The organism is Actibacterium naphthalenivorans (assembly GCF_014196965.1).
Taxonomy (GTDB): domain Bacteria; phylum Pseudomonadota; class Alphaproteobacteria; order Rhodobacterales; family Rhodobacteraceae; genus Actibacterium_A; species Actibacterium_A naphthalenivorans.
Map to the genome: position 1 here is coordinate 35,731 of NZ_JACIEQ010000007.1, position 19,169 is coordinate 54,899.

21 protein-coding genes are annotated in these 19,169 nt (G+C 62.2%); 4 read left to right on the forward strand and 17 right to left on the reverse strand.

The genetic code is table 11. The annotated features are described in order from the left end of the window. Nucleotides 1–21: 21 nt before the first annotated feature. Together GGR17_RS17140 and GGR17_RS17145 are read right to left on the reverse strand one after the other, a co-directional pair. Complete coding sequence (locus GGR17_RS17140; protein WP_054540671.1) at nucleotides 22–1,659, reverse strand: flavin-containing monooxygenase; 1,638 nt, start codon at nucleotides 1,657–1,659, stop codon at nucleotides 22–24. A 115-nt stretch (nucleotides 1,660–1,774) separates the two neighbouring features. Next, nucleotides 1,775–2,677, reverse strand: coding sequence for an alpha/beta hydrolase (locus GGR17_RS17145; RefSeq protein ID WP_054540672.1), 903 nt, complete (start codon nucleotides 2,675–2,677; stop codon nucleotides 1,775–1,777). Between the two features lie 537 nt (nucleotides 2,678–3,214). On the opposite strand from GGR17_RS17145, the gene GGR17_RS20565 reads away from it, so the two are divergent. The 3 genes from GGR17_RS20565 to GGR17_RS17160 all read left to right on the forward strand — a co-directional run bounded on the left by GGR17_RS20565 (nucleotide 3,215) and on the right by GGR17_RS17160 (nucleotide 6,709). After that, entirely contained in the window at nucleotides 3,215–4,006 is a 792-nt protein-coding gene (locus GGR17_RS20565; protein WP_054540673.1) for an IclR family transcriptional regulator, read from the forward strand. 19 nt (nucleotides 4,007–4,025) lie between these two features. Continuing rightward, complete coding sequence (locus GGR17_RS17155) at nucleotides 4,026–5,186, forward strand: acyl-CoA dehydrogenase family protein (protein ID WP_054540674.1); 1,161 nt, start codon at nucleotides 4,026–4,028, stop codon at nucleotides 5,184–5,186. Between the two features lie 455 nt (nucleotides 5,187–5,641). Further along, nucleotides 5,642–6,709 carry an IS110 family RNA-guided transposase gene (locus GGR17_RS17160; protein WP_054540675.1) on the forward strand — a complete coding sequence of 356 codons (1,068 nt, stop codon included), beginning with the start codon at nucleotides 5,642–5,644 and terminating at the stop codon, nucleotides 6,707–6,709. Between the two features lie 247 nt (nucleotides 6,710–6,956). On the opposite strand, the gene GGR17_RS17165 is transcribed toward GGR17_RS17160, so the two are convergent. Genes GGR17_RS17165 through GGR17_RS17235 form a run of 15 tightly spaced genes read right to left on the reverse strand, consistent with a single transcriptional unit; the run spans nucleotide 6,957 to nucleotide 18,464 of the window. After that, on the reverse strand, nucleotides 6,957–8,033 hold the full coding sequence (locus GGR17_RS17165) for a type IV secretion system protein (RefSeq protein ID WP_054540676.1): 1,077 nt from the start codon (nucleotides 8,031–8,033) through the stop codon (nucleotides 6,957–6,959). Between the two features lie 12 nt (nucleotides 8,034–8,045). Next, nucleotides 8,046–8,465, reverse strand: a complete 420-nt coding sequence (locus GGR17_RS17170; protein ID WP_054540677.1) for a hypothetical protein — start codon at nucleotides 8,463–8,465, stop codon at nucleotides 8,046–8,048. Beyond that, complete coding sequence (locus GGR17_RS17175; RefSeq protein WP_054540678.1) at nucleotides 8,462–8,656, reverse strand: DUF4177 domain-containing protein; 195 nt, start codon at nucleotides 8,654–8,656, stop codon at nucleotides 8,462–8,464. Before GGR17_RS17175 ends, GGR17_RS17170 begins: the two co-directional genes overlap by 4 nt. Then, on the reverse strand, nucleotides 8,653–9,639 hold the full coding sequence (locus tag GGR17_RS17180; RefSeq protein WP_054540679.1) for an ATPase, T2SS/T4P/T4SS family: 987 nt from the start codon (nucleotides 9,637–9,639) through the stop codon (nucleotides 8,653–8,655). Before GGR17_RS17180 ends, GGR17_RS17175 begins: the two co-directional genes overlap by 4 nt. A gap of 4 nt (nucleotides 9,640–9,643) precedes the next feature. Continuing rightward, entirely contained in the window at nucleotides 9,644–11,023 is a 1,380-nt protein-coding gene (locus GGR17_RS17185) for a TrbI/VirB10 family protein (RefSeq protein WP_054540680.1), read from the reverse strand. After that, entirely contained in the window at nucleotides 11,020–11,715 is a 696-nt protein-coding gene (locus GGR17_RS17190; RefSeq protein ID WP_054540681.1) for a TrbG/VirB9 family P-type conjugative transfer protein, read from the reverse strand. Before GGR17_RS17190 ends, GGR17_RS17185 begins: the two co-directional genes overlap by 4 nt. A 2-nt stretch (nucleotides 11,716–11,717) precedes the next feature. Further along, nucleotides 11,718–12,371 carry a virB8 family protein gene (locus tag GGR17_RS17195; protein WP_054540682.1) on the reverse strand — a complete coding sequence of 218 codons (654 nt, stop codon included), beginning with the start codon at nucleotides 12,369–12,371 and terminating at the stop codon, nucleotides 11,718–11,720. Between the two features lie 17 nt (nucleotides 12,372–12,388). Continuing rightward, on the reverse strand, nucleotides 12,389–13,198 hold the full coding sequence (locus tag GGR17_RS17200) for a type IV secretion system protein (RefSeq protein WP_054540746.1): 810 nt from the start codon (nucleotides 13,196–13,198) through the stop codon (nucleotides 12,389–12,391). Further along, nucleotides 13,198–14,352: a lytic transglycosylase domain-containing protein gene (locus tag GGR17_RS17205; protein ID WP_173585995.1), complete on the reverse strand. Its 1,155-nt coding sequence runs from the start codon at nucleotides 14,350–14,352 to the stop codon at nucleotides 13,198–13,200. Before GGR17_RS17205 ends, GGR17_RS17200 begins: the two co-directional genes overlap by 1 nt. Next, nucleotides 14,342–14,509, reverse strand: coding sequence for a hypothetical protein (locus GGR17_RS17210; protein WP_173585996.1), 168 nt, complete (start codon nucleotides 14,507–14,509; stop codon nucleotides 14,342–14,344). Before GGR17_RS17210 ends, GGR17_RS17205 begins: the two co-directional genes overlap by 11 nt. Continuing rightward, nucleotides 14,506–16,881, reverse strand: coding sequence for a VirB4 family type IV secretion/conjugal transfer ATPase (locus tag GGR17_RS17215; protein WP_054540684.1), 2,376 nt, complete (start codon nucleotides 16,879–16,881; stop codon nucleotides 14,506–14,508). The genes GGR17_RS17210 and GGR17_RS17215 overlap by 4 nt, the downstream gene beginning before the upstream one ends. Further along, nucleotides 16,871–17,149 (reverse strand): type IV secretion system protein VirB3, encoded by a 279-nt coding sequence (locus GGR17_RS17220; protein WP_009808059.1) that lies wholly within the window; start codon nucleotides 17,147–17,149, stop codon nucleotides 16,871–16,873. The genes GGR17_RS17215 and GGR17_RS17220 overlap by 11 nt, the downstream gene beginning before the upstream one ends. After that, nucleotides 17,142–17,435: a TrbC/VirB2 family protein gene (locus GGR17_RS17225; RefSeq protein ID WP_012187163.1), complete on the reverse strand. Its 294-nt coding sequence runs from the start codon at nucleotides 17,433–17,435 to the stop codon at nucleotides 17,142–17,144. Before GGR17_RS17225 ends, GGR17_RS17220 begins: the two co-directional genes overlap by 8 nt. Beyond that, nucleotides 17,432–18,052, reverse strand: a complete 621-nt coding sequence (locus GGR17_RS17230) for a lytic transglycosylase domain-containing protein (RefSeq protein ID WP_054540685.1) — start codon at nucleotides 18,050–18,052, stop codon at nucleotides 17,432–17,434. The genes GGR17_RS17225 and GGR17_RS17230 overlap by 4 nt, the downstream gene beginning before the upstream one ends. A gap of 43 nt (nucleotides 18,053–18,095) precedes the next feature. Further along, a complete protein-coding gene (locus GGR17_RS17235; protein WP_054540686.1) occupies nucleotides 18,096–18,464 on the reverse strand; it encodes a hypothetical protein in 369 nt (122 codons plus the stop codon). 210 nt (nucleotides 18,465–18,674) lie between these two features. Here GGR17_RS17235 and GGR17_RS17240 point away from each other — a divergent pair, with 210 nt between their 5' ends. Beyond that, on the forward strand, nucleotides 18,675–18,926 hold the full coding sequence (locus GGR17_RS17240; protein ID WP_054540687.1) for a hypothetical protein: 252 nt from the start codon (nucleotides 18,675–18,677) through the stop codon (nucleotides 18,924–18,926). The last annotated feature ends 243 nt before the right edge of the window (nucleotides 18,927–19,169 follow it).

Consider the following 19,169-nt stretch of genomic DNA (forward strand, 5'->3'; position numbering starts at 1 on the left):
ATCTCCCCCCCGGCCAGCGCGTCAGGTTGAGGCCTTCTCGCGGTCGAAGATCATGGTCTCATAGCCACCATCCTTAACCGCGTCGATCGCAGCGCGGTAATTGCCGAGGCCCGCCAAGTAGAACATGACGGCATTCTTCTTGCCAGGAATGTTGGCACCGAAGATCCAGCTGTCAGCTTTCGGGAACAGGGTCATGTCGGCAATCGTGCGGCACAGGGCGACCCATTCGTCGCGGGCAGCCTCGGTCGGCTCGATGCTCTTCAGACCCTTGGCCTCCATCATCTTGATGGTGTCCGAAAACCATTCGACCTGCGTCTCGATGCTGGGCGGCAGGTTTGTGAAGGGGCCGTTCGGGCCAAGTATCATGAAGAGATTCGGGAAATCCGTCTCCATCATGCCCAGATAGCCCAAGGGGCCGTCCTTCCACTTGTCGCGCATGGTGACGCCGCCGCGGCCGCGCAGGTCCATCCTCGTGTAGTTGCCGTCCACCGCGTCAAAGCCGGTGGCGAAGATCACCACGTCCAGCTCATGCTCGGCGCCGCTTGCCAGACGGATGCCGGTCGGGGTGAACTCCGCGATCGGATCGGCTTTCACATCGGCCAGAGTGACGTTGGGGCGGTTGTAGACCCCGTAGTAGTCGTTCCCGCACAAGGGCCGCTTGGCGTAGAGGTCGGTCGGCGTCAGCTTCCTCGCGGTCTCGGGATCCTTCACGATCTGCCCGATCTTCTTCTTGATGAAGTCGGCCGCCGCGTCATTGGCGATCTGGCTGGTCGCGATGTCGCAGAAGGTGCCGAACATGAAGTAGAAGCCGCCGCCGCGCTGCCATGCCGCCTCGAACACGCGCTCGCGTTCCTCGGGCGTGGCTGTTTCCGCAGGGATGGTGCTTTCCTCGAAGCCGAACGCCACGGCCGACGATTTCACCTGTTTCCAGATGTCGTCATAGCTGGCCTTCTGCGCGGCGATCGTCGCCTCGTCCTGCGGCGTGTTGCCGATCGGCACGACATATTGCGGCGAACGCTGGAACACCGTCAGGTGTTTCGCGATGGGGGCGGTGGCGGTGATCACCTGAGTCCCGGTCGAGCCGGTGCCGATGATGCCCACGCGCTTGCCCTTCAGGTCGATCCCCTCCGGCCAGGCGCCGGTGTGCAGGATCTGTCCCTTGAAGCTGTCGATGCCCTTGAACTTGGGCAGGTTCGTCGCCGACAGCAGGCCAAGACCGGTGATGAGGTATTTCGCCGTGACGGTCTGTCCCTTGTCGGTGGTCACATGCCAGAGCCCGGTTTCCTCGTCGAAACGGGCTGCGGTGACGCGGGTGTTGAACTCGTAGCTGCGGCGCAGATCGTAGGTATCCGCAACCTCGTTCATGTAGGCGAGGATCTCGGGCTGGGTCAGGTAGCGGGTCTTCCAGCGGCCTTTCTGCAGCAATTCGCCGCTGAAGGAATAGCGGTAGACGAAGCTTTCCGTGTCCGACAAGGCGCCCGGATAGCGGTTCCAGAACCAGGTGCCGCCGACATCGCCGGCGCTGTCATAGGCCTTGACGTTCAGGCCCTGCTCATTGCGAAGTTTGTAAACGGAGTAGAGGCCGCCGAAGCCCGCGCCGACGACGACAGCATCGAAATCGGCCCCTTTGGTCTTGGTGGTTTCAAGAGTCTCGGTCATGTTTCTCTTCCCATATCATGGCTCCGAAGCCCCGTGCGATACGGGCCTGGCGCCGGATTGATTGTCTTGACGCGTCAGGCCGCCCAGCGCCGCAATGCGACATCGGGTGGCGCAATCACAGCGCGCGATACCAGGTGGCGATGCGGGCAATTTCCTGATCGGCCTCGGGCGCACGGCCCGCCAGCGACGGAAAGACGTGCTGCATGCCGGGAACCACCGAAAGCGTCGTCTTCACGCCCGCGGCCTTGGCCTTGGCGTGCAGCGCTTCCGAGTCGCTCTGCAGCGTCTCGGCGCTTCCGCAGGTGATGTAGAGCGGCGGGAAGCCGGTGAAGTCGTTTTCCAGCGGGTTGGCCAGCGGGTTCAGCGGGTCGGTCGCACCGCCCAGGAACATTCCCGACATCCCTTCCAGGATGGCACGGCTGACAAGAGCGTCCGTCCCGGCATTGGTTTCCAGCGTCTTGCCGCGCAGTGCCATGTCGAGCCAGGGCGAATAGGCGATGACGGCACCCGGCAGCGGCAGGCCAAGCTCGCGGAATTTGAGAACCGAGGCAACGGCAAGGTTGCCACCGGCACTGTCGCCCGCCGTCAGGATGTTCTTTGCATCAAAACCCTTGGCCAGCAGCGCCTTGTAGGCGGCCACGGCGTCTTCGATCTGGGCGGGGAAGGGGTGTTCCGGCGCACGGCGATAATGCAGGTTGCAGGCCGTCACGCCCAGAGCCTTGGCCAGATGCCCCACCATCTTGCGGTGGCTGTCGGCCGACCCCACGCAGAAACCGCCGCCATGGGTATAGAGAATCACGCGCTTGGTGTCGGCGCCCGCAGGCAGCGCCCAGATCGCCTCGACGCCGCCGACATGGTCGCTCTTGTAGGTGACGTTCTCGGGCTCCAGCGCGGGCTGGCCCCATTCATCGAACATGCTGCGCAGATTCAGGATCGAGAGATTCGGATTCGCGACCATCTGGTCGGTCCAACTCTGATAGAGCGCACGCAGTGTATCGGCTTCCTTGCTGATCGGCATATTTCTCCTCCCAGAGACAGGTTTGTCTTGCAGGTCCGCGTCATCTCGACCGAGATCCCAATCGGCACAGGCCGGTCGCGGATCGCCCTCCAATTCTTTGAGCCTAGAACCGCTGCAGTGGCCTGTATTGGATAATCTTGCTCGGTTCATTGTGTATTCTTGCTGCCCGGTCGAGGCGCGCGTCCGCGCGGCATGGGCTGGAACGCCGCCAGGCCGGGCCTTCCTGCAAGAAGCAATTCGTTCCTCGCGGACACGAAGCGTGCCGAAAGTGCCCATAAGAGCGGAAGAGACGCATGACTCGGCGTGACCTCGATCAAGCGGTTACTGCGTTCCGCGCCGGTGCGGTCGCGCACCCGGTGTTACGTTCGCATCACATGAGCGGAGAGGTGTTTATTCCGACAAGCGGATTATTGTTCAGCAGTCGGCGGTGAGGTGATATATTCCGCAGAGCGGAAAAGTATTCCGCGATATTGACAGAGACTTTAGCGCCTGCTACCCTAGATTCATATAGGGGCGGTCTGCCGAGGAGGGGCGAACGTGCGACCACGCAAGGAGCACGCAGAAAGCGATGGGCAGGACCGCGATTTCGTGGTCGCTCTTGCGCGGGGTCTCGAAATTCTTCGTGCCTTTCGGCGCGAGGGTGAGGCACTTGGCAACGGCGACTTCGCCATGCGCACCGGGTTGAGCAAGTCGACTGTCTCGCGCCTGACCTATACCCTCCACAAGCTCGACTATCTGAGCTGGAATCCCGACACTGCGCGCTATCAACTTGCGCCGCCGGTGCTTTCGCTGGGGTTTTCGTGCCTTGCTGGCATACCACTGCGCCAGATCGCAAAGCCCTATATGCAGGAACTTGCCGACCACACCGGGATGCCTGTCGCTCTGGCAAGCCCGGATCGCCTGACCATGGTTTATCTGGAGCGTTGCCGAGGAGAGAATGCGGTGACACTTGCCATCGAGGTCGGTGCCCATATCAAGATGGCAACCACCGCTGCAGGGCGCGCCTATCTTGCTGTCATCCCTCCCGAACAGCGTGCCGCGTTGTTCGAACAGTTTGTGCAGCACGAAGGGGCCGCCTGGCCGGAAGTCAGGCGCGGGATCGAGGCTGCGATCGAATGCTATCAGGAGCGTGGCTATTGCATGTCGCTCACTGAATGGAAGCCGGATGTCAATTCCGTCGCCGTGGCGCTTGCGCCGCGGGATGGCTCGCCGGTCATGGCCTTCAACTGTGGCGGGCCGTCCCAGACCCTGACGCGCGACTGGATTGAAAGCGATATCGCGCCCCGTCTTACCGAACTCGTCCGCCGCGTGTCGGCGGTGGCCCACTGAATTCAGGACTTCGAACATCATGTCACTAGACCCCGAAACGCTTGCACAATTTCTGGACACACTGGACCGCTTCGTGAAGGAGCGCCTGATCCCGAACGAGGAGCGGGTGGCGGAAGAGGATGCCATTCCACCCGCGCTGATCGCCGAAATCCGAGATATGGGACTTTTCGGCATGTCGATCCCCGAGGAGTTCGGCGGTCTGGGCCTGACGATGGCTGAAGAGGTTGCAGCAGCCTTCGTGCTGGGGCAGACGTCGCCTGTATTCCGCTCGCTCGTCGGCACAAACAACGGCATCGGCTCGCAGGGGATCATCATCGACGGCACGCCGGAGCAGAAGGCGACCTACCTGCCGAAGCTTGCAAGCGGTGAGATGATCGCCTCGTTCGCGCTGACGGAACCTGACGCAGGCTCTGACGCAGGCTCGGTGCGCACCTCGGCTCGCCGCGATGGGGACCATTTCGTCCTCAATGGCACGAAGCGTTTCATCACCAATGCTCCGCACGCCCATGTCTTCACGGTTTTCGCACGCACTGATCCAGCAACGACAAATGCCTCGGGAGTGTCCGCCTTTCTGGTCGAGGCCGGGACGCCGGGGCTGTCGGTCGGGCCGCATGACAGGAAAATGGGACAGAAGGGCTCGCACACCAGCGATGTCATCCTGCAAGACGTCCGCGTTCCTGCTGACAACATCATCGGCGGATCCGGCCGCGAGAACCAGGGTTTCAAGACCGCGATGAAGGTGTTGGATCGTGGTCGGCTGCACATCTCGGCGGTCTGTGTCGGGGCGGCGGAACGGCTGATCCGCGACAGCCTTGCCTATGCAATGGAGCGCAAGCAATTCGGGGAACCCATCGCCGGAAAGCAACTTGTGCAGGCGATGCTGGCCGACAGCCGCGCCGAGGCTTTTGCGGCACGCTGCATGATCGAGGAAACCGCGCGCCGCAAGGATGCCGGTGTCAATGTCTCCACTGATGCCGCCTGCTGCAAGATGTATGCCAGCGAGATGGTCGGTCGTGTCGCGGATCGCGCAGTGCAGATTCACGGCGGGGCGGGCTACATGGCCGACTATGCCGTCGAACGCTTCTACCGCGATGTCCGGTTGTTCCGGATTTACGAGGGAACCACCCAGATCCAGCAGATGGTCATCGCGCGGAACATGATCCGCGATGCCGCAGCCTGAATATTACGGAGCCTTGCAGTGAACTTCAACTTCCTTTGCCCCTCCAGGATCGTATGGCAGGCCGGAGCGCCCGACAAAGAGTACCTGCGCAGGTTGATCTGTTGTGAACTGACAATGCGCAAATACTACATGTAGCGCAAGACGTCAGTTATTTCATAGGCGTGAGAGCAATGCGTGCTTCATGTTCCGCAGCCGCCCACCCTGCGGGTCTCTTGGTCATTTCGACTGTCTGCACGTTTGGCGCGGGCATTCCTGTTAGCGCTGCGGCGCGGGCGGGCTAAGTGCGCAGTTTTCAAATGCTCAAGTGCTAGGCTCGCTCCGAGCGGTGCTCCACTGCGGCGACCACGCTCCCAACCACATTCCCTCTGAAAGTCGGCTAATGGGATGTGTCGGCTGCTTCCCCACCGTTGGGTTATCCTTAACCGGGATCAACCGCGCAACAAGGAGAAGCAGCTATGTGTGCAAAGAAAACAGGAAGCATCGAAGACCTCGCCGTCATCGGGATCGACATCGGGAAGGATACGTTTCACCTGGTCGGGTTCGACCGGTCCGGCCAGTTGGTCATGCGCAAGCAGATCAAGCGCTTGGCCCTGAATGCCACTTTTGAGCAACTCCCACGCTGCATCGTGGGAATGGAGGCTTGCCTCAGCGCCCATTTTGTAAGCCGAACGCTGCGGGGCATGGGGTTCGAGCCGCGAATCATACCGGCGATTTACGTGAAGCCGTTCAACAAGGGCCAGAAGAACGATTACAACGACGCCGAGGCGATCGCAGAAGCTGCGTTGCGACCCAACCTTCGGACCGTTTCGGAGAAAGACCAGGATCAGCTCGACCTTCAAGCCCTGCACCGGGTCCGGGCACGGCTGGTTTCTCGGCGCACGGCCACCATCAACCAGATCCGGGCCTTCCTGATCGAACAGGGCATCACCGTCAGGTCGGGGCTGCGAGCGCTGAAGAATTCCTTCGAGACGATCCTCGAACAGCGACGGGATGAGATATCGCCCTGGATGAGCGGCATTCTGATCGGGTTCTATGGCGACTGGCTCTGGCTGGACAAACGGATCGCGGATGTCTCTGGCGAGATCGAAGAGATCAGCCGCACCGAAGAGAACTGCGCCAACATCATGACAATACCCGGCATCGGGCCGATGATTTCGACGGCGATGGTCGCGGCCGTCGGCAAAGGCGAAGCATTCGACCGGGGGCGCGATTTCGCGGCATGGGTTGGCCTGGTGCCGCGACAGTTCAGCACCGGCGGTCGCACCATTCTCGGCAGGATCACCAAACGCGGCAGCCGCTATCTGAGGATGTTGTTCGTGCAGGCGGCAAAAGTGATCATGATGCGCCCACACCGATGGTCGGACTTCAGTTTCGGCCCGTGGCTGACCGCTGCGGTCGCCCGTATGCCGCGAAACAAAGCGGCCGTCGCGCTTGCCAACAAACTCGCTCGAACCGCCTGGAGCCTTCTGCGACACGGCACCCGGTTCGACGCGCCAAAAGACGCGGCCATGGAAGCGATCTGACGCCTTCCACGGTCACCAAGGAGTTCGCGATAGAGAGGACAGCATGGAACGGAGAAGATACGCCCCCAGAGTCTGACGGCCCAAATGGTCATCATCGACCTATCCGCTAATGAGACCAAGGCGCGTGCGTAACCCCATCAAGGCCACGGCCCGCGAGCCGATCAACAGGCCGGATACATATGAGCGATTTCCGAAATCGTGCCAAACTCTCGATTGCGAACAGCAGCCGACACATACATTTGGGCCGTCACCGCCGCCCTAACCTCCCCAACCGTGCCAGTTGCGCCAGCATTTTTGATCCTGAGTCTGCGGACCCTGTGACGCCTGCAGAACCCGTCTGCCCCATGCCTTGCCGCACGGGCATCTGCTGCACCCCGAAGAACTGCCGCGCCCTGAGGGCTGCGTATTCCGCGCCACTGGCCCCGCCGATGAGGTAGCGATTGTAGGCCTGCTGGCTTCCCATGGCGGCGCGGGCGAAACTGTATCCGCCACCGAGGCCTCCGGAGAGGGCAGGCATCATGATGTTGCCGGAGATCGCGCGGACAATGAAGGGTGTTGCGATGATGAAGCCCTTGGCCATGAGGACCATCATGAAGAAGGGGAGAAGGGCACCAATGTTGGAAGCCCCTTCCGGATCACCCAACTCGCCGATGAGAGCCGAGGCCACCCCGGTGATGGTCGCGAAGACCCCTGCGATCACGATAGGGTAGATCGCGAAGGAGATAAGCGCGGATAACCAGCGCGCGAAGTAATCCTTGGTCACCTCGAACAGCGTCAGGAAGATCATCACTGGCGCGATCCCGATCAGAAGCGCGATCATCAGTCGGGAGGCCACGAGGATGAAGGCGGCCAGTCCGCCGAGGATTGAGAGCAGAAGAACACCGACGATGTCGAGCATGGCGCCGGCCATCCAGTTCAGTTCGGACCCGGCAGCGTTCAAATAGTTGCCCAGCTCCGCGATCAGCCGGTCGAATTCCTCCGCGAAGGTGCCTGAAGGGCCCGGGCTGCCGCCGCCGACGGAAGCTACAAGCGCGCCCGCGATACTGTCGATCCCATAGAGAATGGCAGACGAGAACGCGTTGAACTGCATCCAATTGGTCGCGAATATCCCGATGAGCCCGATCTTGACCGCGAGCCAGAAAGCCGTGTGCCCATCCATGGCCCGATATTGATAGATCATGTTGATGCCGACGAGGATCACCACCAGCGTTGTCCCCAAAACCAGGAGCGTGCCGACCGTTGCCGCAACCGCACCAAACTGGGTCTCAGCGGCGGTGTCGAGATAGGCCTGGGAGGTTTCAACGAAGTAGGTGACGACACTCATCGCGGGGCTGCCTTACCAATTGCCTGCGGCGTCGCAGATTGCCTGGGCGGCAGGGCGGGCGGCATTGGCGCGGCGGTTGTAGGCGTCCGAGGATTGCAGCATTTCCCACCGTTCGTCGCTCGCGTAGCTCTCCCGAAACACGGCCTCGGCCGCGTCCCAGGACGGGAACCGGGTCGCGCAGTCGCAGTTGCCGGTCTCGACGACCCGCTCGAGGTTCTGTGCCCTGTAGATGTCCTGGACCAGGACGCGATGGTATACTTGGCGGAGCGGGATCTCCTGCATCCAGAGCGGCTCGGCGGGCCGGTCCGGACAAACGTCAAAGCTGCGCTCGAGGGTCGGCACAAGGTTGCGCTCGGCGAGGGCGGGGGTGGTCGTCAGGCCCAGGGCCACGGCCAGCGCACTCAGCGGAAAGCGGCGTCGCGCCCGCATCATGCTGCGGCTCCGAGGGGCGCGGTTTCGCGCTTCAGGAAGACCGTGTGCCCGACATTGGCGAATTCCGAAGTGCTGATCGACACCACCTCCCACCCGTCTGCGCCCTTCTCGTTCAGGCTGGCCTGCATGTCGGAGAGGCTGGTCTTACGGGTCATGGGGAAGGACAGGATATTGTATTCAAACGTCTTCATGGGGAAATTCCAATCTCAGTTGCGCCGGGGAGGTAGAATTCGGTGATGCCGCGTTTGCCGTCATGGCGACCGGCCTGGATGATCACATCGATGGAATTTTCGATGTACTGGATCATGTCCGAATAGGTCATCGGGATTTCGGTCTTCAGAGCTGCGATGGCGAGCCGCTGTACTGCCAATTGCGGGGTTTCGGCATGCAGCGTGGTCATGGACCCGCCATGGCCGGTGTTGATGGCTTCCAGAAAGGTCATGGCCTCCTTGCCGCGCACCTCGCCCAGGATGATCCGGTCGGGGCGCATGCGCAGCGTGGCGGTGAGAAGCACATCGGCGGTCTGGAATTCCGCGTCACGATTGGCGATGAGGGTCACGGCATTTGGCTGGGTCGGCAGAAGCTCGGCCGCTTCTTCGATGGTCACGATGCGTTCCTCGGCCGGTACGTGAGAGAGGATCTTGCGCGCGGCGACGGTCTTGCCGGTGGAGGTGCCACCCGAGACGATCATGTTGAGTTTGTTCTCGACGCAGAAGGCCAGCGCATCATCGATCAAACCCGCGGCCACCACTGCGCGCAAGGCGCGCTTTTTTTCGACGCGCAGGTCTTCGAGCTTGCGCTCTTTTCCGTAGAGGAAATCGAGCGCAATGCCCTCGAGTGGCAGGCTTGAGAAGAACCGCAGGCTGATCGACATGGCCGAGAGCACGGCGGGCGGGGTGATGACCTGTGCGCGGATCGGGCGCCCCTTGTAGGTGATCGAAACCGAGACGATGGGGCGGTCCTTGCTCATCGTGGTATTGGCCGATGAGGCGATCTGGTTGCCGAGGTCCCTGACCTGAACGCCGGTCAGCCTCTGGTCCAGCGCGCGCATGAAGTGATCGCCCTGGAATTCGCCCCAACAGGTCCCGTCGGGATTGATGCAGATCTCGATGACGTCGTCGCGGGCGGCGGCGTTAATCCGGTCGAGCGAGGTTTCGAGATAGCTCAGCGACATGGGCTCAGAATATCTCCAGATCGCGGTCGACCATGACCGTGACGCGTGCGCCTTGGTCGACATAGATGACGGGGCCGATGGAGAGATAATCGCCGATGACGCTGTCCGTCGCATCTGCCAGATCATCGCCCACGTCTTCGAGAACGTCGGCGGCAGTCTCATCCTGGACCTCGGATGCGGCGGCACTTGGTGCGGCGGAAATCAGCGAAATCAGGGCGGCCGACCCGAAACGCTCGGCAAAGCGCGTGTCCACGAACCCCGTGACACCGGAACGGCCCAGTTCATCACCTCCGAAGGAGCTGATCTGGACGGTCTGGTTGTCGGGCAGGATGATCCGGTCCCAGGCGATCGTGACGCGGCGCTGCGCGATATCGACGCCAGCGCGGTAGCGCCCGACGAGACGGGATCCGCGGGGGATCAAGAGGCGCACGCCATCGACGCTGTAGACATCCTCGGACACCACGGCACGGGTCTGGCCGGGCAGGGAGCTGTCAAGGGCAGTTTCCATGACGGCTTGGATCATGGTGCCCTGTAGAATCGTGTTGGAGGGATTGGCGATCACCTCGGCCTGCGTCACCGTCGAGGGCAGCGCCCCGTTCAGCACGAAATCCGTCACCTCGCCAAAAGTGCGTTCGGTCAGAGCCGTTTCATTCGCTCCGGAGGCACCGCCAAAAGCGATGGTGGGCGAGGTGATGCGCCGCTCCTGGAAGGCGCGTTCCTCCGCGGCGCGGCGCTCCAGCTCGGCCATGCGCCGGGCTTCTTCCTCGCGGCGCAGTCGCTCTTGCTCGCGTGCGCGCAGCTCATCTTCCGTGGGGCCCACTGGCGCGGGTTGCGGTCGGCTGGCCTCGAGTTGGGCCAGTTCCAGATCCATGCGGAGTTGCTCAAGGCTGCGATCCCGCGCCGTCAGTTCGTCCTGAAATCGTTGCTGTGCGGCTTCCGAGGCGGCTTGTAGCGCCGCGATCTGAGCGGTCAGCGCGTCGATCGCCTCTGCGGCGGCGGTGTCTTCCTCGACGACCGGTTCGGGGGCGTTGCGCAATTCCTCGATCTGGGTCTGCAAGGCGGTGATCTGCGCCAGAAGCTCCGCGTTGGGCTCGACTGGATCCGGTCCGACGAACACGACCTCTGGCTCGGGCGGGGGCAAGGTCTCGATGGCACCAAAGCCGTCCCCCTCGTTTTGAAACACGTCCGGGGTGGCCGTCGGCAGGGCTTCCTCTTCCTCGGGCTGGGAGAGAAGATAGAGCAGGGCACCACCCGCGCCGATGACGAGGACCACGACCAGCGCGAGAAGGGGCGACCGGCGCTGCGCCGCTATGGGGGCGCGGGCACTGCCTTTCTCAAGGGCGGCGAGGCGTTTTTCCAGCTCGGTGTTCTCGGTATCGCTCATGAGGCGGCCTCCCCGGGCGGGATTGCCTCGATGCAGACCACCTCTTCGCCAAGTCGCAGGACCCATTGGCGGTTCACTCCGCTGACGCGGATCACGCCGTCTTCAGGAGTTTGCGTGTTGACCGTGCGCTCGCGGCCGCCCGCGTAGCGGAAGATCGCGGGCACAGGCGCGTTTCTTGGAAACGCGAAATACGTGAACGTCCCGTCATCCCAGATGCGGGTTGGCGTAAACTCGGTCCGCGCGCTGGCACCGTAGTTGTAGTTCGGCGCTTGGGCGGCGATGGCCCGGGTCGGGCGCGCATCGTCCTCCGGATAGCGGAACTGCACCACGTAGAAGGTTGGGCTGCGGACCTCCTGGACGTTGAAGTAGTAGCTGCGGCGGTTGGTATAGACTGTCACATTGGTATGCACCCCGCGCGCCACAGGCTTGATCGCGAAGGCCTGACCGCCCGGGACGCCGTCGATCTCGAAGCCCTCGGTGTCGCCCGCGATGATCGAGCGGATGCTTTCGCCCTCGCCGAACTCGATGGTGGTCACATGGGTGAGCGACACGCTGAGACGGTAGACCTGACCCTCCTGGTAGGTGGCCAAGCGCACTCGGCTGTCGTTGGGACCGCCACGCGGGATGGCTTCGGCAGAGGCGAGGCCCGGCAACAGGGCAATGACAAAAATAAGCGATCTTATAAACAACAACGTCAGTTCTCCAATCTGTCGGAGCGGATGGAATATTCGAGAACGGTGAAGCCGAATGGATTGGTCCAGACCTCATCGATGGAGCGGCGGGTCTCCGGGCGGAACTCGAAGAGAAGCGTCGCAGTAAAGAGGCCGGTCTGGGTGCCGTTAATGGACGTCAGGCGCTTGCGCAGGCGGACCGTCGCGCGGTTGGTTCCGATCCGGTTGATGCTGAGGATTTCCACGTCGAGCCGAGCATTGGGGCCATAGACCGTCGGCGGGTAATTCTCGTTGGCGCTGTTCCAGATCTGGCGCAGCCCGCTCTCGGCAGCTCCGTCCGAGCGGCGCAGGACGCTGCGGATGCGCAGATCGTTGTCGAGCTGGTTATAGACCTCCCGGTCGGTCACATAGCGGAATACCTCCGCCTCAATGATCGCCTGGTTGGCGGTGACGGATGTGGCCCCAACGGACGCCTCGGGCAGGGCAAAACCAGTGGCGGGATCATAGGGGACAACGACGGGGGGCGGGTCGACGTCGAGGATCGAGACAGCCGCGGCACTCAGACAGCCGATGATACCGAAGACAAGGCCCATCAGGCCAAGGCGTTGCCAGAGCCGTTCGCGGCGTAAAGCACCATAGACCAGTTCTTCCTCGATGATTTCTTGTTCAGTCGCCACCCGTCATGCCCCCACGATTAGTCTGCCCGGAGGTCCGGCAAGGTGAAATCCATGAAGCGCTGCTCTTCGGCGATGGTGGCGGCATCGATCACGCCGCCGGTGCCATCGCCCACGGTCTGGATGGCTTCGAGTTGCCACATGGCGACCAGCGCAATGGCGAGCTCCGCGGTCACGCGCGTGTTGAGATCGATGCTTTCCTTGAGTTCGTCCATGTCGTCGATGAGCCCGACAAGGCGGTCTACCCGCTCGAGCGATTGGCCGGCATCCTCATAGCTGTTCTGGGCGGCGGCTGAGACGAGCGCGCCGGTGGTGGCCTGCGTCGCCACGCGGTTGGCCCCGGGATTGCCGCTCGCGGCCATTTCCGAGAGGGTGTCCTCGTCAAAGCCGAGGTCGGCCAGCACCCGGTCCATCTGGGTTTCGATCTCGCCTGCGCCGGAGCCGGACAGGCCGGAGAAATCCCCCGTCTTGATCGCCTCAATCGTGGCGAGGATGTCCCCGAACTCCTGGTCGAGTAGGCCATTGAGTTCGTCTTCCATCTCGGTGCGGATGATTTCTGGAAGCTCGGCGAGGCGGGTGAGGGCCTCGTAGGTTCTTTGCAGCTCCGCGAGTTGGTCCGTGAGAAGGCCGAGCTGTTCGCGGAGCTGCGTCAGCTGCTCGTTCTGCAGGATCTCGTCCTCGATCATCTGCCGGAGCTGCTGGATATTTTGCGTGATGTTCTGGGTGTCGACGACGGGCACGCCTTGCGCGAGGGCAGGGGATAGGGCGTCCAGATGCAGGCCAATCCCAAGCGTTGTGGCCAAGGCCGTCCTCAAGAGCAGATGTCCCATCATTCAATCCCCCTGATCGTAAAATCCATGAACGCGCCTTCGGCCATGCGGGCGCTGGCCTGGGCCAGCTCTTCGGCAGAGAGGACGCGGGTGCGTGCCGCCTGAAGCCGGATGCGGGCGGCCACGAGACGCACGAGTTCGGCGCGTGCATAGGTGTTGAGCGCGACGCTCTCCTGCACATCCTCGGTCTCGGAGATCCGCGTGACGATGTCGGAAATGCGCAGGGCGGCTTGGCGGATCGCGGCTGGTGAGTTGCTGCCATAAAAGGCTGCCCCATGACCCGTGAGCGAGAGGTTGGCATTGGCGAGAAGCGCCGGATCGATCGTGCCAAGCGCATCGATCCCTCCGATACGGCTCAGATAGAGATTGTAGCGTTCAGGGATGACCGACACGTAATGCTGGGTCTCGCGAAAGGGCGGAACGCCGCCATACTCGAAAACCCGGCCGGGTCCGGCGTTATAGGCCGCGAGGGCGTTGATGATGTTGCCATCAAATGTGTTGAGCTGGGTCGCGAGATAGCGCGCGCCGCCATGCACCTGTAGGTAGGGGCTGTCATAATATTCCGGGTTGATGCCGAGATCGCTGGCCGTGCCAGGCATGATCTGTGTGAGACCATAGGCGCCGACGGGAGACCGTGCACCGATGGTGAAACGGCTTTCCTGCCAGATCAGCGCTTGCAGCAGCGCGCGCCATTGGACGGGGGAGAGGCCTGCGCGGCCAACACCCGCAAAGCCGCTGGTTTCCTGGGCGACGCGGATGATGAGCTGCTCGATGTTCTCGACGGCGTCGCCGAACATCTGCGCACCGCCGGGATTGGGGTCGATGTCGGCATTGCCATAGGCCGCCTCGACTGACCGAGCCGGATCCCCGCTGCCGCTTTCCAGCCCCGAGACCATAGCCGGCAAGCCCTGACCGCCGAAGCTGGTCTGGGCATCGAGGATGCGTTGCAGGGTTTCCAGCTGCTCCCGTTCGATCTCGGCAATGAGTTCGCGCACGGCAAGCTTGTCGGCCTGAACGGCCAAGTCAGCCTCGCGATCGCCAGTCTCGACGATGTCACGCGCGGTCAGCCCACTGTCATTGGTCGGCACGCCCTGAGACAAGGCGAGACCGGGCAGCAGGCAAAACGCGAGGATATGAGGCAGGCTAGACTTCAATGTCGCCCTCCGGCGCGCCGAGCGGTGCGAAGTGGCAATCCTGGGCTGTCGCTGCCGTCGAGGCGAGAAAGGAAAAGCAATTAGCCTGCGGCTCCCGATACTGGGTGCAGGAGGCCAGCGCGCCGAGCGCAGCCAAAGCGACAAGAATACGGATCATGAAAGCCTCCAGAAGTCTGGGCGGTCGCGGTAATCGGCGCCGACGAGCGCCTCGCCTTTCTCCATGCCGCCAAGGATGGTGAGATTGGGCCCAAGAGCACTGAGATCGGCATCGACGACGATTGAGCCCTGATCGTCGCGGATCAGTGCGAGGCGGCTGTTGCTGCCCGTGTTGAGAAGGACGTCGAGTTCCTTCTCCGTGAGGTTCAGCATGGCGTAATCCGAGGCACTGGCGCGGATATTGGGCAGCAGGATCTGCGTCGGCACGGCCTCGACGATGGTCTTGCCGGTCCGGGTACGTTCGAGCTGGCTTGCGTATTGCGTCATCATCACCGCGACGGTGTTCTGCTTCCGCGCGGTCACCAGCCAGTTCGAGAGCCGCTCGGCGAAATACGCATTGTCGAGCGCCTTCCAGGCCTCGTCGATCACGATGATGGTGGGGTGGCGGTCCTCGATCTCGCGCTCGACCCGGCGAAAGAGATAGGAGAGGACCGCCATCCGCTCCTTGTCGGCCTCGCTGTCGAGAATGCCGGTCAGGTCGAAACCCACGACGTCGCCCTTGAGCGAAAAAGTGTCCTCAAGGCTCTGTCCGAAGATCCAGCCGTAGCGGCCGTCTTCGGTCCACTCGAGCAGGCGCTGGTGCAGATCGCCGCCATCATCCGTAGACACAAAAAGCGATGCGAAATCCCGCCAGTTCCGCAGGGCGGGGTTTGTGGCCTGGGCATTCTGGCGCACGACTTCCTGGATGCGGTTGGTCTGTGCGGGCGTCAGGGGCTTGTCAGCGCGGTAGAGCAGGGTGGCAAGCCAGTCCGAGAGCCAGGCGGTGCCGCGCGCATCGGTCTCTGTCCAGAGCGGGTTGAGGCCCGTGGGCTGACCGGCGTTCAGGGACGCGTAGCGCCCGCCATTCGCGCGGACCGCCATCTCCATACCAAGACGGTAATCGAAGACGAAGACCCGGGCGCCCGCGCGACGGGCCTGGGTCATCAGGAAGGCCGACAGCACCGATTTGCCCGACCCGGGCCGCCCCATGATCAGGGTATGGCCGCTGGTCGGTTCTTTGTCGGGCGAGCCTTGCTCGTGATAGGAAAACCGGTAGGCGCTCTGCTCCGGCGTGGGCAAATAAGTGACGACCCGGCCCCATGGGGTTTTCGCGGCGGGTTTGCCGAGTTGTGTCCGGTGAAAGGCCGCAAAATCCGCGAAGTTGCGATTGGTGACGGCGCTGGCGCGGACGCGCTTTGGCTGGTTGCCGGGATGCTGGCTGAGGTAATGCGCCTTTGCGGCGACCCGCTCGCCGATCATTTTCACTCCCTCGGTCGCGGCGGCGTTCACGATTTCGGCGCTGAGGGTTTGCAGCTCTTCGAGCGTTTCGCAGAAGAGTGTGACGACCATATGGTGTTCGCCGAAGCTTTGGCGCTTGGCCTCGAGATCATCGGCGGCGATGTCGAGGGCTTCCAGGAGCGAGAGGGCCGCGTCCTGGCTGGCCTGCATCTGGCGCTTTTGCCGCTTGATGCGGCCCGCCATGAGGTTCGAATTGATCGGCGTGAAGGAGTGCGTCACGATCATGTCAACCGGCAGGTTCAGCATGTCGAACATTGTGCAGGAGGTGCCTTCCGAGTATTCCCCGATGGTGAAACTCTTGCCGTAGCGATGGCCCACGACGCCTTCGGAAAGCTCGAAATGGTCGCCGTGGAACGTCACGCGGGTATTGGCGACGTTGAAGGACAGAAAGCCGTAGGTGTTGGCCGGGTAGAGCGGCAGCTCGGTGCCCGTGTTGAGCGCGCCCAGAAACCCCACCAACTCCCCCGATGCGGCTGACAGCAGGCGCGGCTTGAGCTCTGCGAGGCCCGAGAGGAAGACGTTCACGGCCTCGCCGAGGCGCTGCAAGCGTTTGCGGGTCTCCTCTTTCAGACGGTCCGGCGCGCTGCGACCGAGGAACGGCAAGAGGCTTTTCGGGGGCGGCCGGTGAATGACGGTGAGCGTCAGGGTCTTGTCGCGCAGCCCACTGGTCTCGAGTTTCGCGCGCCAGCGACGGTCCACCTCGCCCGCGAAGCTGTCCTCACGGATGGGGTCGAGATCAGGTTTGATGGCCTTGGAGACCTTGTGGACGTAATAGCTGAATTCTGGCCCGAGTTGCGCGACGATGCGAGCAAAAAGCGCCGTCACCTTGTCGAGATAGGCATCGTCCGTCGTGTAGCTGTTGATCCCCTCAAGGCGAATGCACCGGAAGAGTTCGTTCACCCGGGTCCGCACGGTCTGGTCGTCGACGAGGCTCACATAGGGCAGCATATGCGCAAGCCGGGTCTCGCGCGCATACCAGTCTGGCGTCATTGTGCGGGCATCGAGCGCAGCATCACGGGCGTCATCACGGGGCATAGCTGTCCCCGCCATGGATGGACCTGTTGCGCGTGGGCGGTGTCTCCTGCAGGGCTGTCATCATCACGTCGATGAAACGCGGGTCCCAATCTGCGGCCTTCCAAAGCACCGGGTAGAGAAGGGCCGCGACAGCCAGTACCGCGATGTGCTGGACCCAGACGAACAAGAGCACCGACCCGAAAAGCCAGACCATCGCGTACATGATGGGCAGGCCCAGAAGCTTGGGCGGGCGCACGAGGCCGAGAAAGAGAGGCGAGCGCTCAGCCACCGGCAAAGACCGCGGCAACGATGGTGGGGGCAGCCGCGACACCGGCGATGCCGACCAGGACCCAGAGCGCCTGGCGCAGATCGATGATGTTGAAGAACCAGCTGAGAAAGACCCCGAGAACGGCAAGCGTCGCGATGACAACGCCAAGTGGGCCGGTCAGCGCATCGACGATGCCCTGTAACAGGCTCTGGATCGGGGAGAGATCGATGCTCTGTGCTAGGGCGGGCTCGGCAATGAACAGGAATAGCGCCAGCGAGGCGACAAAGAGGTTTGAAATCTGTCTCACGAATTTGATCCTTCCAATCGGGCCACGACAGCCATGACGCGGGCCACGTGGTTCTGGGTTTCTCGGTAAGGGGGAATGCCACCGTGTTGGCGCACGGCGTCCGGCCCCGCGTTGTAGGCCGCCAGCGCCAGATGCGGATCGCCGAACGTCTCCAGCATCATCGCGAGGTAGCGGGCAGAGCCGTCGAGGTTCTGTTGGGGGTCACGCGGGTCGACGCCCAGATCACGCGCGGTGTCGGGCATCAGCTGACCAAGGCCAATGGCGCCCGCATGTGAGATCGCATCCTGCCTGTAGGCGCTCTCAACCTCGATATTGGCGCGGTAGAGGCTCAGCCAGTCCGTGACGGAAAGCTCCGCGCGCCTTAGGCCGGGGTGGCTGGCATAACGCAGGGCCGTGGTCTCTATGGCGTTTAGGACATCGGCACGGGGCAGGGGTGCCGGACCGACACGGGCTGCAAAGCGCATCGCTTCTCGCTCTGGCACAGTTTCATCGCTGCCGAAAATCGCAAGTTCGTCGGCTGCCGATCCCTGACCGATGCCGTCATTGTAGTTCCGAGCAAAACTGCTCTGAGACCGGGATGGGGTCAGAGAGCCGTCGCTCTCCATGACCAGGACCATTTGCGCTGAGGCAGGTGCTGCGACCAGCCAGAGACAGACGAGGTTAGCTGCCAGCGCCCTTGTCTGATGGGGCTTTGTCTGACGGCGCGAGTTTGTGGGTCCGGCTTGTTCCCGCTTCAAGCGGCAGGTCGACATGCGCAAAACCAAGGCCAATGAAGAAAGACACCACGCCGGAGATCGTTTTGAATTCGCGGATCTTGATATCGTTGTAGGTCGTCCGCGTGCGGGCGGTGACGAGGAGCTTTTCCACCCCGTCATCAGAGACAACGCGCATGATCCAGACCCCGTAATAGCTGGGGCCTTTCTTATGTGCCGACTCCTGGCACAGGATTTCTGCGCTATGGCCGCTTTCCACGAGCTCGCGGAATCTGGCTTCCGTAACCACATTTGGTGCTTCGATGTCCCAGTTCATGGCCCGGCTCACGCTTTCTCCAATGGCGCAACCTCGGGGATTCCTACTTGAACCCCAGAGTTACGATATTATACTATCAACCGCAAGATGTAATATCGTGCTTTAGCTGTAGTTTGGTTACGCAAACACTAGTCACGGCCAGTGTCCGCGATCAAGGAGATAACAGGTTTGAGAAACCCAAGGTTGACAGGCCTGCTCTCATTACAAGCTATGGCCCTCCTGATCTGCCTCCCCGGGCCGGGTTTCGCGGAATCCTGCTTCGCCCCGGCTCGTCCTTTCCTGCCAAGCGATTCGCAGGCAGCGCGAGACTATGCGGACATCATCCGTGGCGATTTCGAAAATTACATCCAGGATATCCAGAGCTACTTCCGTTGCCTCGACGGTGAACGGGCCCGTGCCTTCGAGGAAGCGAGGGAGGTCAGTGAGGACTACGGCCGATTTCTGCAATTGGTAGGGGATTGATGGGCAGCCTCGGGAGCATCAGACTTGCAGCCCATGGAAACCAGACGCCGATAACACCCTCAAATATCTACTTTTTAGATAATAGATTTCATCCGCTAGCGACGTCACAAAAGGTATGTGACGCGTGGCAAAGACAATCAGAAGCACGGGACAGGTGGCACTTTGCCAGGCATTGGTCGACGCCCGCATCAAGGCGGGCCTCGGTCAGGAGGACTTGGCGGTCAAGCTCAAGTGCCATCAATC